We start from the raw sequence: 15,186 nt of genomic DNA, 5'->3' as shown, positions 1-15,186 counted from the left end.
GGCAACACAATCCCCTTCCAACACAGTGGAAAAAAAAGCGCTGCCCGAATTATTCTGCGTTTTAACGGTACTGATTAATCCACGATAATCCCGCTTCCGTGGTAGTCAGTGGTTTATATTCACAGCCAACCCAGCCATCATAACCAGACTGTTTAATGACATTAAAAATAAAGTCATAATTAATTTCCCCGGTCCCCGGCTCGCCGCGACGCGGGTTATCAGCAATCTGTAAATGGCCTATTTTATCGGCCCATGCCGTCATGGTTTGCGTTAATTCCCCTTCCATGCGTTGCATGTGATAAATATCATACTGAATTTTGATATTATCGCTGCCGATATCCTTAATTAAGGCTAACGCCTGTTGAGTGCCGGTGAGATGGAATCCCGGCATATCAAAGTGATTAATAGGTTCGATAAGTAATAAAATGTCTTCTGTCGCCAGCATATTTGCCGCATAGCGCAGGTTTTCGACCAACGTGTCGTGGATCTCCGTTGCGGAGAATCCTGACGGCGTTTTACCCACCAGACAATTTATTTTCTTATTGCCTAACGCACGTGCATAACGGATTGCGGCCGCTACGCCATCGCGAAACTCTTCTTCGCGCCCAGGAATACAGGCAATTCCACGTTCGCCAGTCGCCCAGTCGCCAGCCGGTAAATTATGTAACGTATGTTCCAGATTATTATCCCTGAGCTTACGTTTTAACACTTCGATGTCGTTATCGTAGGGAAACATGAATTCCACGCCGCGAAATCCCGACAACGCCGCTTTATCAAAGCGTTCCAGGAAATCATATTCCGTAAACAGCATAGAAAGATTGGCAGAGAAACGTAACATCGATTACCTCCCTTACTCATATTTCATAAAACAGGTTTCTGTTGGCGCATCTTTCGCACTATCCGCAACCTCTTCAAACTCGGTTACGTTATCCAGTTCGCTGCCCATGGAAATATTGGTTACGCGTTCCAGAATGACTTCCACCACCACCGGAACGCGATATTGCGCCATTAGCGCTTTGGCTTGTTCAAATGCAGGCGCAATATCTTCCGGTTTAAAGACACGAATGGCTTTACAGCCTAACCCTTCCGCCACTTTTACATGGTCAACGCCATAGCCATTCACTTCGCTGGAGTTGATATTTTCAAAGGCGAGCTGTACGCAGTAGTCCATGTCAAATGCGCGTTGCGACTGGCGAATCAGACCAAGATAAGCGTTGTTAACCAGCACATGGATATACGGAATGTTAAACTGCGCGCCGACAGCTAACTCTTCAATCAGGAACTGGAAGTCGAAATCGCCGGAAATCGCCACCACATTGCGTTGCGGATCGGCAGCACAAACCCCTAATGCCGCCGGGATTGTCCAGCCAAGAGGCCCCGCCTGGCCGCAGTTGATCCAGTGTCTGTCTTTAAACACATGCAGCATCTGCGCTGCCGCGATTTGCGACAATCCAATGGTGGTGACATAGCACACATCGCGACCAAAGGCTTTGTTCATCTCTTCATAGACGCGCTGCGGCTTCACTGGCACGTTGTCAAAGTGGGTTTTACGCAGCAAAGTCCGTTTACGCTGCTGGCATTCGTCCACCCAGGTCTTCCGGCATGGCAAACGCCCCGCTTTTTGCATCTCCTGCGCGACATCGATCAGCAACGTTAGCGCCGCTTTGGCGTCAGAAACGATGCCCAGATCCGGGCACAACACGCGACCAATTTGCGTCGGTTCAATATCGATATGGATGATTTTTCGCCCCTGAGTATATTTCTCAACGGACCCCGTATGACGGTTGGCGAAACGGTTACCGATGCCAAAAACCATATCGGATGCCAGCAGAGTGGCGTTGCCGTAGCGGTGTGCCGTTTGCAGGCCGACCATCCCCGCCATTAAGGGGTGATCGTCCGGGATACAGCCCCAGCCCATCAGAGTAGGGATCACCGGTACGCTGGTCAGTTCGGCAAACTGCTGCAGCAGTGGCGCGGCGTCGGCGTTAATAACCCCGCCGCCCGCGACAATTACCGGACGCTCGGACTGAATCAGCATCTCCAGCGCCTTTTCAATCTGTACGCGGCTGGCGGCTGGCTTATATACCGGCAGCGGCTCATACATATCCGGATCGAATTCGATCTCCGCAACCTGGACATCAAACGGTAAATCAACCAGCACAGGACCTGGGCGGCCTGAGCGCATCAGATGAAAAGCCTGCTGTAATACGCGTGGCACCAGCGCCGCCTCACGAACCGTCACTGCCATCTTGCTGACTGGTTTTGCAATCGCTTCAATATCGACTGCCTGGAAATCTTCCTTGTGCAGACGCGCTCGTGGCGCCTGACCGGTAATGCATAAAATCGGGATAGAGTCGGCAGAAGCGGAATAGAGCGCGGTGATCATGTCGGTTCCCGCCGGGCCGGAAGTGCCCAGGCAGACCCCAATATTACCTGCCGCCGCACGTGTGTAGCCCTCAGCCATATGCGAAGCGCCTTCCACATGACGCGCCAGTATATGGCGAATGCCTCCATGCTTACGCATTGCAGAATAGAAGGGGTTGATTGCAGCCCCAGGAACGCCGAATGCTGTGGTGATACCTTCTTTTTCCAGCACATACATTGCCGCATCCACGGCTCTCATTTTTGCCATTTTATTGCTACCTCTTTTTATTGGAAAAAGTTTCCAACTTTTAAAAATTTTAAAAAAGTCCCGCTCCAGCGAGCGGGATGCGGCTCAGGCTACAGGGGGTTTTAGCCCAAGCGCCGTACTGATGTCTTTCGCGGTATCCCGTACCAGTTCCCCCTGGCTGATAAAGCGATCTTCCGTCAGCCGGGAAGCCGGTCCCGATATTGAGATAGCGGCGACCACGCTGCCCGCATCGTCATAGATAGCGGAGGCGATACAATTCAGCCCGACAACATGTTCTTCCTGGTCGACGGTGTAGCCCTGTTCACGCGCCTGCTCCAGATTTTTAAGCAGGATAGGTAAATCCACCAGAGTGGTCGGCGTAAACCGCCGCAAACCGGTATTGACGACGATCCCCACCAGCTCTTCTTCGGTGAGCGGGTAAAGCAGCGCTTTTCCGGCGCCGGAAGCATGTAACGGCAGACGACTCCCTAAGGGCGCGCACATTCTGACCATCGATTTGCACTCCTTTTGACCGATTAACACCGCTTCATTACCGTTGCGAATCGCTACGTTGACCGTCTCGCCAGAAAGCAGCATAAGTCGGTGCATAAAGGGCCCGGCTACCGAGAGGACATCGCGATTATGAATATACGCAGAGCCCACATTAAATACGCCTAAACCAATATGCCACCAGCCAAGCTGGCTATCCTGGTACACAAAATCAGCCGCTTGCAGTACCTTTAACAGGCGAAACGTCGTAGAAAGCGGTAAATCCAGGCTGCCGGAAATATCGCTAACTGATGAACTGCCGCCGCTTCTTTCGAGATATTGCAATATCGCTATGCCCCTCTCCAGCGCCTGAGCGCCTTTCTGCGCAGTCGGCTCTGCCTGTCCTGGCCTGCCGCGTCGTCTTACTTCCGTCATATTTACGTTAACTCCGGCCCAAAATATGAGCATAAACAATGAACAATATGTTCATCTTATGCAAGAAGGCCAATAGCGTCACGCAAAACAGAGTTCATGTGTCGGGATACTTTCAACATCACAGTTATCGCTGCCGCCGCGATCCACCGTCAGAAAATCGGTAACCGTCTGCCACGCAAACAGCGGGTGATGCCATACATTACGGTGATAATTGACGCCCTGCCGTCCATTGCTAATAAACGCCCGCAGCGTGGAGAGATCGGGTTTATCATCGCCGAGCGCGACAATAACGACAAAAGCCTCGCCGTTCATCGGCACAAACGCCTGCGTACCTAAAGGATGACGTTCCAGTTCATGTACCACAATAGGCATCGCGGCCGGTTGCGCCCTGTTAATACTGATCAGCGTGCGATCCTGCTCCAGAACTTCAACCTTCGCCAGGTCGTGATATCGCTCAACTAACCCGTTGTTTATATGAAAAAAGTCACGTTCCTGCGTCTCAATAACATCGCCATAAGCGCTGAACGTCTTCTGATCTAACGGTAATACCTCAAGTTTCATTATTTTTCCCTTGTAGCTCGATTCCGTTTAACCGCGGTTTGGACTCTGTCCGGTTTCAATACCATGCAATCTAAAACCTTCGGGATTTAACATCAACATAAAAGTTGGAATATTTTTCCAAAAGTAGATTTAGACCACAAATCAAACATGGCTATTATGTAAAACTACTTAAAAATCATAGGAAAACAATTCTGGTTTTATCAGGATCGTAAGGAGGCGTCTGACGATGTTTGACCCGGAAACACTGCGTACCTTTATCAGCGTTGCCGAAACGGGGAGTTTCTCCAAAGCGGCGGAGCGCCTGTGTAAAACCACGGCAACCATTAGCTACCGCATCAAACTGCTGGAGGAAAATACCGGCGTAGGGCTGTTCTTTCGCACAACGCGAAGCGTCTCCTTGACGGCGGCGGGCTCTCACCTTCTCTCTCAGGCAAAAGACTGGCTTGCGTGGCTGGACAGTATGCCTGACGAGCTACGCCAGGTTAACGACGGCGTAGAGCGTCAGGTCAATATTGTGGTGAATAACCTGCTCTATAGCCCGCAAGCGGTCGCCAGTCTCTTATCGTGGCTTAATGCGCGTTACCCTTTCACTCAGTTTCACTTTTCCCGGCAAATTTATATGGGCGTCTGGGATTCGCTCCTGTATGAAGGTTTTTCGCTGGCGATTGGCGTAACTGGCACCGAGCCGTTGGCTAATACCTTTATGCTCGACCCTTTAGGTTCCGTACAATGGCGTTTTGTGATGTCCGCGGATCATCCTTTAGCTCACGTCAGCGGGCCTCTAACAGAAGCGCAGCTGCGCCGTTTCCCGGCAATTAATATCGAAGACAGCGCGCGTACGCTGACCAAGCGGGTAGCCTGGCGCCTTCCGGGGCAGAAGGAAATTATCGTGCCTGATATGGAAACCAAAATCGCCGCTCATCTGGCAGGCGTCGGTATCGGTTTTGTCCCGCAGCCGCTCTGTCAAACGCTGATCGACAAAAACGAACTGGTGAGCTGTACCATTCCGACGATGCGTCCGCCCTCACCGTTAAGCCTCGCCTGGCATAAATTTGGCGGAGGCAAAGCGGTAGAAGACATTGTGAAATTATTTACCCAACGGCAACCCGAAATAGCCGGTTTTTTATCCATTTTCAACACGGTACGCTGTTAAAAATCAAGCCACTTTGCGAATTGGCGCGTAAAATAGCGCAAAGGATGATTTAAGGTTACGTTTTACGTTATGCAAGACAGACAAAAAGCACAGGACTATCGCGCGCTCCTCCTTGCCGATACGCCTTTAATTGATGTACGCGCGCCGATTGAGTTTGAACAGGGCGCCATGCCGGGCGCTATCAACCTGCCATTGATGATGGATGACGAGCGAGCCGCCGTCGGCACCTGCTACAAACGTCAGGGCGCGGATGCGGCGTTAGCGCTGGGGCATCGGCTGGTTTGCGGCGACATTCGCCAGCAGCGGCTTGAGGCCTGGAAAGCCGCGTATCAACGTTTCCCCAACGGGTATCTGTGCTGCGCGCGCGGCGGTCAGCGGTCACATATCGTACAACGTTGGCTGCAAGAAACAGGGATTGACTGCCCGCTTATTGAAGGCGGCTATAAAGCGCTGCGCCAGACAGCAATTCAGGCGACCTGGCAACTGGCGCAAAAACCGATACTTTTAATTGGCGGCTGTACGGGCAGCGGCAAAACGCAGCTGGTGCGACAACAGCCCAACGGCGTGGATCTGGAAGGTCTCGCGCGTCATCGCGGCTCCTCTTTTGGCCGCACGCTGAAACCCCAGCTCAGTCAGGCCAGTTTTGAAAACAAACTTGCCGTTGAATTGCTGAAAATTAACGCGCGTCAGACGCTAAAAAGGTGGGTACTGGAAGATGAAGGGCGAACGATCGGCGCCAACCATCTGCCTGAGTGTTTACGCGAAAGAATGGCGCAGGCCCCCATTGCGGTAGTGGAAGATCCGTTTGCGCTTCGTCTGGAACGACTGCGTGAAGAGTATTTCATCCGTATGCATCACGACTTCACCCACGCCTACGGCGATGAAGCCGGTTGGCAGGCGTATAGTGAATATCTTCATCATGGACTGTTCGCTATTCGCCGCCGTCTGGGGTTGCAACGCTTTGCCGAACTGACGGACACGCTGGATAGGGCGCTGGCAGAGCAATTATCCAGCGGCAGCACCGACGGCCATATGGCATGGCTGGTTCCGCTACTTAACGAATATTACGACCCAATGTATCGCTATCAACTGGAGAAAAAAGCCGCGAATATCGTTTTTCGCGGCCCATGGCAAGACGTTGCCAACTGGCTAAAAGCGCAATAGCTTATTTTTATTGCCGGCTGACGCTACATTGAGCCAGCTTAGTGTCTGTCGCGCTTGTCGGCACGTTTTGCCAGCCAGTCGCCCAGCATCTGAACGACCTGAACCAGCACAATCAGCGCCACTACGGTAACAACCATCACTTCGGTTTCGTAACGGTAGTAGCCATAGCGAATCGCCAGGTCGCCTACCCCGCCGCCGCCGACAATCCCGGCCATCGCCGAGTAGCCGATTAAGCTTACCAGCGTAATCGTCAGGCCGCGCAGCAGCCCTGCGCTGGCTTCCGGCAACAGTACGGTACAGATAATACGCATCGGACTAGCGCCGAATGCCAGCGCCGCCTCAATAATCCCTTTATCGACTTCACGGAGCGCGCTATCTACCAGGCGTGCATAAAACGCGATTGCGGCCACCGACAGCGGGACGGAGGCTGCAATCGGGCCAATCGTATTGCCCAGCAAAAGCTGCGTTAGCGGCAGTAACAGCACCAGTAAAATAACAAATGGCACCGAGCGGATAATATTCACCAGAACCGAGGCGACGAGATAAATAAAACGGTTCTGCCAGAACAGATGACGATCGGTGACAAAAATCAGAAAACCGAGCGGTAGACCGCCAAGAATCGCCAGCACCGTTGAAATACTCAACATCTGGAAAGTTTCATTGAACGCCAGCGTTAAATCCGGCAATAAATCATCCACGGATCACCTCCACCTGTGCGGTACGTTGACGGATATGCTCCACGGCGGCGGCCACCGCCGTTGGATTATGCGGCGCGGTTAATTGCACCACCAGAATGCCCAACGCGCGTTCGCCGATATATTCAATCTTGCCATGCAGGATATTGACCGCGACGCCAAACTTGATCGCCACCTCCGACAGTACCGGCTGCTCCGCCGAATCGCCGATAAACAAAATTTTCAGCAACTGCCCGGGCAGGTGTTCCCGTAAACGTTCCGGCAGGGTCAAATTAAGGGTATGAGACACCAGTTGCTGTGTGAAAGCATGTTGCGGGTGGGCAAACACATCAAACACCTCGCCCGATTCCACAACCTTACCGCCCGACATCACCGCCACGCGATCGCAAATAGATTTGATCACGTTCATTTCATGGGTGATCAGTACAATAGTAATCCCGAGCTGTGCATTGATCTGTCTGAGCAGGGCCAGAATCGTGGCGGAAGTTTCCAGATCCAGCGCGGAAGTCGGTTCGTCACACAGCAACACATCCGGATGGTTAGCGATGGCGCGGGCTATCCCCACCCGCTGTTTTTGCCCGCCACTGAGCTGTACCGGAAAACGGTTCGCTTTATCGGCAAGGCCCACCAGCGTTAAAATTTCCGCCACCCGCGGCGCGATTTTGCTGCGTTCCCAGCCAGCCGCTTTCAGGCTAAACGCCACGTTTTGCGCCACTGTCCGGGTATGCATTAAGTTAAAATGCTGGAAAATCATACCAATACGCTGCCGCGCCTGGCGTAACGCTTTTCCGTCCAGCGCCGAAATTTCCACGCCGTTGACGTTGACGCGCCCCTGGCTGGGACGCGTTAAGGCGTTCAGGGTACGCAGCAGAGTGCTTTTTCCTGCGCCGCTGGTACCGACAATGCCAAAAATCTCGCCCGCGGCGATATGCAGGCTCACATCATCCACCGCGCGCGTGGGGGTACCGCGACCGGCGGTAAAATCGACACAGACTTTTTCTATTTCAATCATATTCACCTCAGAAATTGGGGATGGCCACCGCTGCGATCAGGGTGTCGCGGTCATCCATTCCGGTTTCTGGAAGGCGCTATAAATATTCTTTGGATCGTCGATGACCGCGCGATAAGTCGGCGATTTCACCGCCTCGACAATATCTTTGGCAAACGGCTTATCGGCATCTTCACTGCGTACCGCAATGATATTTTTCAGATTCTCATCCAGGTGTTCCTGCTTAATCGCGCTGGAGAGATCCAGTCCTGCCGCCACCGCAAAGTTCCCGTTAACCAGCGCGCCGGTCACGCCATCCAGCGTGCGCGGTAGCTGTGCGGCTTCCAGCGGTTTGAAAACCAGTCCTTTTGGATTGCTGGCGATATCTCGTTCAGAGGCTTTGGTCGGATCGATATTGTCCTTAATCGTGATAAGCCCCAACGATTGCAGGAAACGAAGGCCGCGCGCCAGGTTGGTCGGATCGTTGGAGAGAGTAATAATGTCCCCTTTTTTAAGCGCATCCAGGCTGTTGATTTTACGTGAATAGAAGCCCATCCCGGCGGTCGGTACCACAATAAGTTTGCTGAGCTTCAGCCCTTTGTCAGCGGTGAATTTGTCAAAATAGAGGGTATGTTGAAAGAGGTTGGCATCGATGCTGCCGTTAGCTAACGCCATATTGGGCTGGACATAGTCGCTAAACTCGCGCACCACGACCTTATACCCTTTTTCTTTTAATGTCGGCGCAATCGCCTGCTTCACCATATCGCCATACGGCCCTGGCGCGACGCCAAATACGATCGTTTGCGGGGAACTATCGGCATGGGCAAACTGTAATCCGCAGGCCAGTAATAGCGTGCTGGCCGCAATGCGTAAACTCTGACGCAATCCCATAATTTCTCCATTTTAAATAGTGTGATGCTGTGCCGGATGCCGTTCATGCGGCATCGTCTGTTTTGGCCCAAACGAAAGGCTATTTCTTAACATGACACAGATCACAGCCTGCTGTCCTTGAAATTATTTCATGATGTTTCCTGGTGTGTCGTTAAATGTACGAGGCAGGCGCTCAGGCGTGTGTCAGGCGGGAATGACGTAAAGGGAAATGCCGGATAAGAGGTCTTAACGCCAACATCCGGCAGAGGAAAACGCTTTAGAAATCGTAACGCAGACGCACCAGGTTCATATCGCCCAGATTGTCAGTGCTGGAGGTAAAAACATGTTCATAATCAACACGGAAACCATAATCCAGTTGGAAGGTGATCCCCACGCCGTTATCGGTGCGCAGATAGTCGCGGCCATTCACATATTCAATGCGGTCGCCCATAAAGTACGGTTGAATAGCTTTCACGGCATACTGACCAATCGGGAAAGCGTAACCGACAAAATATTCCAGACCCCACGCATCGCCGGCAAAGTAATCATTCACAGACACTTTTTTGGTCGTCATAAAGTTCTGATACCAACCGCCGCCTGCGGCAATAGTCCAGTTTTCTGGCGTCCAGCTTAACGCGGTACCGACAATATTTTGATCGTAAGTTTTATTGCCGTTGCCGCGCATCTCCGCACGGGTATAGTTCCATGCCGTCCCCCAGGTCAGATCGTCGGTGAGATGGTAATCCGCGCCTAAAGAACCGCCGCCTTTACGTTTGTAATTCAGGCCGTTATTGGCATTATAATCGTCGCTGAACAGATAAGACGCGTAGAGATCGACATTGCCAATGCTTTTCTTGTACTTCAATGACTTACGCGTGCGATAAGAACCATCGTAGTCGCCGTTAATCCCGTTGCCCGGCGCCTGACCTATCATGTCGTAATCCCAGATATCGGTTTTTACGCCCACCACATCGTAATAAATGCTGTTCTGTTGACCGAAGGTCAGCGTTCCCCACGTCGCGCTCTTGAAGCCGGTATACAGCATACGGCGAGTGGTATCAGTTGCGCCCTTCGCATAATGGTTATCCCAGTCAAATACCGCAGGGATATTGACGCCCAGCTCGTAATAGCTAATCCAACTGATATCATCAAACAGATAATAATCCGCGGCGAAGCGGAAACGCGTCCCGCCATCAAAACCATTACGTTTATAACCGTTCGCGCCGTCATTGCCGGTCATATTCTGGAACTGCGGACGAATACTCCCGCCGACGGTGAAATTGAGTCGGCTGAGTGGATTACCCGCCTGGGGATCTTGTTTTAAAACGGTGATTTCCGCCTGAGTGGCGAAAGGCATGAAAGCCATTGCCGCGCCGATCGATGCCGCCAACGCTGTTATTTTAATTGTCATTATATTTTCCTTGATAGATAGCCAATCCAAATCATTTAGCAGGCAAATAATAACTGTTATAAAACCTTACGTGTTGTGTATTTTTTAATGATTTGTGCTACTAAAAATCAAGGAGTTATCAATTTGTGCGACTAAAAAAGTACGCGCCGTTTTAAAAACCGGCGCGAAATTATTCACATCATGAATCATCCACTAAACTGTCGGAATAGCGCTTTGCCTTTCAGCAAACGAACGCCAAGCCAGCCGCCGCATACGGAAAGCAGCAGCGCGCCGCAAAACGGCAGTGCGCCCCATAAACGCCAGTCCGGCTCCCAGGGGAAATCAAAAACGTTGATTTGTAAGATCGCCAGCGCCGTTTCCGCGCCAATCGCGGCGACCAACCCGGCAACTAATCCCAGAATGGCGAATTCGCACCAGAGTGTGGTACGCAACAGTTTCTTTCCGGCTCCTAACGTGCGCCACACCACCAGCTCCTGATGGCGCTGACGCATCCCGACCTGTACCTGGGCCAGTAATAGCAACATGCCGCAGAGGGTGACTAGCACAACCATCACCTCCAGCGCCCGGCTGACCTGCTCCAGCACCTGTCCCACCTGTTTCAGGATCGCCCCGATATCTAACAGGCTGACGGTAGGAAACTCGCGGTTAAGCTGCGTTAACATGCCGTTGCCATTCTCCCAGCGAAAACTGGTCAACCAGCTTTGCGGTTGCCCGTCCAACGCCCCGGAAGGAAAAATGAAGAAAAAGTTGGGCCGCAGGCTTTCCCAGTCCACTTGACGCAGGCTGGTGACTTTAGCGCTAAATGCCTGGGTATCGCCCATAAAGGTTACGCTATCGCCGAGTTTGACGTTCAGCCGCTTCGCCAGCCCCTCTTCCATGGAGACTTCGCCCGTTTTTGGCGGCCAGTGACCGGCGACCAGCGGATTATGCGCCGGTCGCGTATCCTGCCAGGTCAAATTCAGTTCACGGTTGAGCGACTCATCCTGCTGACCTTCCGTCGGATTACCGTTTATCCTGGTTAACCGCGCCCGCACAATCGGATAAAACGTCTGCGGAATCACCTGATGTTCCGCCAAAAAGGCTTTCAGCGGCGCGACCTGCTCTGAAGCAATATTGATAAGGAAATAGTTCGGACTTTCCGGCGGGAGTTGCTGTTGCCAGCGATCAAGGAGGTCGCCGCGCAGCACCAGCAAGAGCGCCAGCAGCATAAACGAAAGCGAAAACGCCGAAAGCTGACTCAACGTTGACCACGGCTGACGCAGAAGTCGGCTGACGGCCAGACGCAGCGGTAGCGACGTCAACGTCATGCCGCGTAGCACGTTAAGCAGCATCCAGCCCACCAGACCGCACAGCAGCGCCAGTATCACGGCGCCCGCCAGAACCGCCCACAACAGCATACTTCCGCCCATCAATCCGGCGAGCAGCGCCACCACGACGGCGCAGGCAACAGGCAAATAAATTTTTAACGGCCAGACGCGAGCAACAACATCGCGGCGCAGCACCCGTAGCGGCTGGGTCGCCAGCAACAATCGATAAGGCCGTAAACCGACCAGCAAAGAGATGACCGTCATCGCGCCCAGCGCCCACAGCCAGGGCCACAGGCTGGCGGGCGGCAAATCGGCGGGCAGTACCGGTTTTAGCAGCACCAGCAATATGTTTTCAAACAGTAACCCAATCGCGCCTCCCGTGACGGCGGAAAGCCCCAGCACCATCAACCACTGTCCGATGATAAGTTTACGCAACTGGGCCCGGCCCGCGCCCAGCGTTTTTAAAATCGCCACCAGATCGTAGCGACTACGACAGTAATGGCTCATCGCCACCGCGACGGCAGCTACCGCCAGCAGTAGCGTTAATAACGCCGAAAGCAGCAAAAACTGCTGCGAACGTTCGAGCGATTTCCCCAATGCCCCGTCATCCTGCTCCAGTCCGTACCAGCGATGTTCCGGTTTAAGCTGCGGTAACAGCCAGCTTTCATAGCCAGCAAGCTGTTGCGGCGTTCCGCCGAATTTATACCGCCACATCACGCGGCTCCCCGGCTGTATCGCACCGGTTTTTGCCACATCGGCCATATTCATCATCAGACGCGGCGCCATCTGAAAAGGGTTAAATCCGGAATCCGGCTCCTGCACCACTTCACCGGCAATACGCAAGGTCACGTCGCCGACATCAATGGTATCGCCCGTTTTCAAATTAAGCAGCGCCATCAGACGCGGCGCCAGCAGTACGCTACCCGGCTGCGGTTTCACTCTGCCTGGACGGGTTTGCAATTCGCCGTACATCGGATAAACGCTATCTACCGCCTTCACGCTGGCCAGTTGCGGCGTATCGCCGGCAAACGTCATGGTCGCAAAGGTTAACTGCTCGCCCACGTTGAGGCCGCGTTTACGCGCCTCTTCAAGCCAGGCTTTCGGTACCTCCCGCGAACTTTGCAGCGTCCGATCGCCTGCCATAAACTCGCGGCTTTGCTGACTTAACCCTTTTTCCATCCGGTCGCTGATACTGCCAAGCGCCAGTACGCAGGCCACCGCCAGACTCAACGCCAGCCAGACAATAATCAGCGACGGCGAGCGCCATTCGCGCCAGAACCAGCGAGCTATCATGCCTCCTCCTGTAACTGACCGTTGACCAACCGCAGCCGCCGGTCGCAGCGCGCCGCCAGCGCCGGGTCGTGCGTCACCAGAATCAGCGTGGTGCCGTGTTCGCGGTTAAGCGAAAATAGCAGGTCGGCGATTTTATCTCCGGTCTGACGGTCAAGGTTGCCCGTCGGCTCATCGGCAAACAGCACATCAGGACGCCCGTTAAACGCGCGCGCCAGCGCTACGCGCTGCTGTTCGCCGCCGGAAAGCTGTGCCGGAAGGTGGTCAAGCCGTTTTCCCAGTCCCAGTTGTTCGAGCAACACTTTCGCCCCCGCCTTACTCTGACCGCTGTTTTCACCGCGTAGCAGGGCCGGTAGCTCAACGTTTTCCAGCGCGTTAAGCGTAGGAATAAGCATGAAGGATTGAAAAACAAAACCGACATGCTGAGCGCGAAGCTGCGCCCGCGCCTCTTCGTCCATCTGGTGAAGCGGTTTCCCGACCAGACTGACCTCTCCGCTACTGCCGTCATCCAGTCCGGCGAGAATCGCCAGCAGCGTAGATTTTCCCGATCCTGATTCGCCAATCAGCGCAATGGTTTCGCCGCGTTTGACAACCAGTTCAACTCCGGTAAGGATGGAAAGCTCATGCTCACCCTGACCGACGGACTTCCTGAGACGATGAACTTCAACACTGTTTTCCGCTGGCATTTGCCCTTCCTGTTTTTGATCCTGTTAACTTTCCGTGCCGCCGCCGCAGACACCTTATTAATTCTGGGCGATAGCCTCAGCGCCGGTTACCGTATGGCCGCCAGCGCAGCATGGCCGTCGCTCCTTAATGATAAATGGCAAAACAAAACGTCGGTCGTTAATGCCAGTATAAGCGGTGATACCTCGCAGCAGGGACTGGCGCGTTTGCCGGCGCTGTTGCAACAGCATCACCCGCGCTGGGTAGTGGTGGAACTTGGCGGCAACGATGGCCTACGCGGTTTTGCGCCTGCGCAAACCGAACAGACGCTACGTAAAATCATTCAGACGGTGAAAGCCGCCGATGCCCAACCGTTACTGATGCAAATTCATCTGCCCGCTAACTACGGTCGCCGTTATAATGAATCCTTTAGCGCCATTTATCCTAAGCTCGCCAAAGAGTTCGATATTCCTCTGTTACCGTTTTTTATGGAAGAGGTATATCTGAAACCGCAGTGGATGCAGGATGACGGCATTCATCCCAACCGCGACGCCCAGCCGTTTATTGCCGACTGGATGGCGAAGCAGTTGACCCCTTTTCTCTCCTGAATAATTCGAGTTGCATGAAGGCGGCACGTAAGAGAATTTCCAGGAGCATAGATACCTATGTGACTGGAGTAAACGAACGCACAGGCAACTTGAAGTATGACGGATATAGTTAACCACGACTCTTAAATCAACGGAGATCCTGACAGGTAAAGTTATGCAAAAATCGGTCTTAATAACAGGATGTTCCAGCGGAATCGGTCTGGACAGCGCGCTTGAGCTTAAACGCCAGGGCTTTCAAATCCTGGCGGGCTGCCGCAAACCTGATGATGTCGCCCGGATGAACAGTATGGGATTTACCGGCGTGTTGATCGATCTCGACTCCCCTGAAAGCGTGGATCGTGCCGCCGATGAAGTGATCGCCCTGACCGATAATCGTCTGTATGGGATCTTTAACAATGCCGGCTACGGCGTGTATGGCCCCCTTTCTACCATCAGCCGTGAGCAGATGGAGCAACAGTTTTCCAGTAATTTTTTCGGCGCGCATCAGCTTACCATGCGCTTACTTCCCGCCATGTTGCCGCATGGCGAAGGACGCATTGTGATGACCTCATCGGTGATGGGGCTGATTTCCACCCCAGGGCGCGGCGCTTATGCCGCCAGCAAATACGCGCTCGAAGCCTGGTCTGACGCGCTACGTATGGAGCTACGGCACACAGGCATTAAAGTGAGCCTGATAGAACCGGGGCCGATTCGTACCCGTTTTACGGATAACGTTAACCAGACGCAGCGTGATAAACCGGTAGAAAATCCCGGCATCGCCGCACGTTTCACCCGCGATCCTGACGCGGTAGTAGCGAAAGTCCGTCATGCTTTTGCAAGCGATAAACCCAGGCTGCGCTATCCCGTTACGCTGGTCACCTGGGCGGTGATGGCGCTGAAACGCCTATTGCCGGGCCGGATGCTGGATAAAATTTTACAAAGCTGAGTTGAAGCGTGCCAGT

The 15,186-nt window shown here is 53.3% G+C and carries 14 protein-coding genes; 4 read left to right on the top strand and 10 right to left on the bottom strand.

The window, feature by feature from the left end:
* Positions 1 to 61: 61 nt before the first annotated feature.
* From gip to allA, 4 genes are all read right to left on the bottom strand, one after another.
* Positions 62 to 838, bottom strand: coding sequence for a hydroxypyruvate isomerase Gip (gene gip / locus ACLJQD_RS12970; RefSeq protein ID WP_017441716.1), 777 nt, complete (start codon positions 836 to 838; stop codon positions 62 to 64).
* A gap of 12 nt (positions 839 to 850) precedes the next feature.
* Positions 851 to 2,632 (bottom strand): glyoxylate carboligase, encoded by a 1,782-nt coding sequence (gcl, locus tag ACLJQD_RS12965; protein ID WP_001096868.1) that lies wholly within the window; start codon positions 2,630 to 2,632, stop codon positions 851 to 853.
* Between the two features lie 84 nt (positions 2,633 to 2,716).
* Entirely contained in the window at positions 2,717 to 3,535 is an 819-nt protein-coding gene (gene allR, locus ACLJQD_RS12960; protein WP_000141265.1) for an HTH-type transcriptional repressor AllR, read from the bottom strand.
* A gap of 78 nt (positions 3,536 to 3,613) precedes the next feature.
* Entirely contained in the window at positions 3,614 to 4,096 is a 483-nt protein-coding gene (allA, locus tag ACLJQD_RS12955; RefSeq protein ID WP_000764659.1) for an ureidoglycolate lyase, read from the bottom strand.
* Positions 4,097 to 4,322: 226 nt separating this feature from the next.
* Here allA and allS point away from each other — a divergent pair, with 226 nt between their 5' ends.
* Both allS and mnmH read left to right on the top strand, forming a co-directional pair.
* Positions 4,323 to 5,249, top strand: coding sequence for an HTH-type transcriptional activator AllS (gene allS / locus ACLJQD_RS12950; RefSeq protein WP_000460169.1), 927 nt, complete (start codon positions 4,323 to 4,325; stop codon positions 5,247 to 5,249).
* 69 nt (positions 5,250 to 5,318) lie between these two features.
* A complete protein-coding gene (gene mnmH / locus ACLJQD_RS12945) occupies positions 5,319 to 6,413 on the top strand; it encodes a tRNA 2-selenouridine(34) synthase MnmH (RefSeq protein WP_001154067.1) in 1,095 nt (364 codons plus the stop codon).
* 38 nt (positions 6,414 to 6,451) lie between these two features.
* Here mnmH and ACLJQD_RS12940 read toward each other — a convergent pair whose 3' ends face one another.
* The 6 genes from ACLJQD_RS12940 to ybbA form a co-directional block, all read right to left on the bottom strand.
* Positions 6,452 to 7,111, bottom strand: a complete 660-nt coding sequence (locus ACLJQD_RS12940) for a methionine ABC transporter permease (protein WP_000342247.1) — start codon at positions 7,109 to 7,111, stop codon at positions 6,452 to 6,454.
* The gene (gene sfbB, locus ACLJQD_RS12935) at positions 7,104 to 8,120 is read right to left on the bottom strand and encodes a virulence-associated ABC transporter ATP-binding protein SfbB (RefSeq protein ID WP_000569660.1); all 1,017 of its coding nucleotides are present in this window, start codon (positions 8,118 to 8,120) and stop codon (positions 7,104 to 7,106) included. Before sfbB ends, ACLJQD_RS12940 begins: the two co-directional genes overlap by 8 nt.
* A gap of 36 nt (positions 8,121 to 8,156) precedes the next feature.
* Positions 8,157 to 8,987, bottom strand: a complete 831-nt coding sequence (locus ACLJQD_RS12930; RefSeq protein WP_017441714.1) for a MetQ/NlpA family ABC transporter substrate-binding protein — start codon at positions 8,985 to 8,987, stop codon at positions 8,157 to 8,159.
* Between the two features lie 256 nt (positions 8,988 to 9,243).
* Positions 9,244 to 10,377 (bottom strand): porin, encoded by a 1,134-nt coding sequence (locus tag ACLJQD_RS12925; protein WP_000152862.1) that lies wholly within the window; start codon positions 10,375 to 10,377, stop codon positions 9,244 to 9,246.
* Between the two features lie 185 nt (positions 10,378 to 10,562).
* On the bottom strand, positions 10,563 to 12,977 hold the full coding sequence (gene ybbP, locus ACLJQD_RS12920) for a putative ABC transporter permease subunit YbbP (protein ID WP_017441713.1): 2,415 nt from the start codon (positions 12,975 to 12,977) through the stop codon (positions 10,563 to 10,565).
* Positions 12,974 to 13,660, bottom strand: a complete 687-nt coding sequence (ybbA, locus tag ACLJQD_RS12915; protein ID WP_017441712.1) for a putative ABC transporter ATP-binding protein YbbA — start codon at positions 13,658 to 13,660, stop codon at positions 12,974 to 12,976. Before ybbA ends, ybbP begins: the two co-directional genes overlap by 4 nt.
* Here ybbA and tesA point away from each other — a divergent pair.
* Together tesA and ACLJQD_RS12905 are read left to right on the top strand one after the other, a co-directional pair.
* On the top strand, positions 13,631 to 14,245 hold the full coding sequence (tesA, locus tag ACLJQD_RS12910) for a multifunctional acyl-CoA thioesterase I/protease I/lysophospholipase L1 (protein ID WP_001010574.1): 615 nt from the start codon (positions 13,631 to 13,633) through the stop codon (positions 14,243 to 14,245). The genes ybbA and tesA overlap by 30 nt on opposite strands.
* 154 nt (positions 14,246 to 14,399) lie before the next feature.
* On the top strand, positions 14,400 to 15,170 hold the full coding sequence (locus tag ACLJQD_RS12905; RefSeq protein WP_001172804.1) for an SDR family oxidoreductase: 771 nt from the start codon (positions 14,400 to 14,402) through the stop codon (positions 15,168 to 15,170).
* Positions 15,171 to 15,186: the final 16 nt, after the last annotated feature.

Source organism: Salmonella sp. SAL04214 (assembly GCF_046550615.1).
GTDB lineage: Bacteria > Pseudomonadota > Gammaproteobacteria > Enterobacterales > Enterobacteriaceae > Salmonella > Salmonella enterica.
The sequence above is the reverse complement of the archived record's forward strand: the minus strand, read 5'-3'. Positions and strand labels throughout refer to the sequence as shown.

Coding starts and splice junctions, on each gene's coding strand:
- allS (WP_000460169.1), top strand. CDS start 4,323: ATGTTTGACCCGGAAACACTGCGTACCTTTATCAGCGTTGCCGAAACG.
- tesA (WP_001010574.1), top strand. CDS start 13,631: ATGAACTTCAACACTGTTTTCCGCTGGCATTTGCCCTTCCTGTTTTTG.
- gcl (WP_001096868.1), bottom strand. CDS start 2,632: ATGGCAAAAATGAGAGCCGTGGATGCGGCAATGTATGTGCTGGAAAAA.
- sfbB (WP_000569660.1), bottom strand. CDS start 8,120: ATGATTGAAATAGAAAAAGTCTGTGTCGATTTTACCGCCGGTCGCGGT.
- ACLJQD_RS12905 (WP_001172804.1), top strand. CDS start 14,400: ATGCAAAAATCGGTCTTAATAACAGGATGTTCCAGCGGAATCGGTCTG.
- allR (WP_000141265.1), bottom strand. CDS start 3,535: ATGACGGAAGTAAGACGACGCGGCAGGCCAGGACAGGCAGAGCCGACT.
- ybbP (WP_017441713.1), bottom strand. CDS start 12,977: ATGATAGCTCGCTGGTTCTGGCGCGAATGGCGCTCGCCGTCGCTGATT.
- gip (WP_017441716.1), bottom strand. CDS start 838: ATGTTACGTTTCTCTGCCAATCTTTCTATGCTGTTTACGGAATATGAT.
- ACLJQD_RS12930 (WP_017441714.1), bottom strand. CDS start 8,987: ATGGGATTGCGTCAGAGTTTACGCATTGCGGCCAGCACGCTATTACTG.
- mnmH (WP_001154067.1), top strand. CDS start 5,319: ATGCAAGACAGACAAAAAGCACAGGACTATCGCGCGCTCCTCCTTGCC.
- allA (WP_000764659.1), bottom strand. CDS start 4,096: ATGAAACTTGAGGTATTACCGTTAGATCAGAAGACGTTCAGCGCTTAT.
- ybbA (WP_017441712.1), bottom strand. CDS start 13,660: ATGCCAGCGGAAAACAGTGTTGAAGTTCATCGTCTCAGGAAGTCCGTC.
- ACLJQD_RS12925 (WP_000152862.1), bottom strand. CDS start 10,377: ATGACAATTAAAATAACAGCGTTGGCGGCATCGATCGGCGCGGCAATG.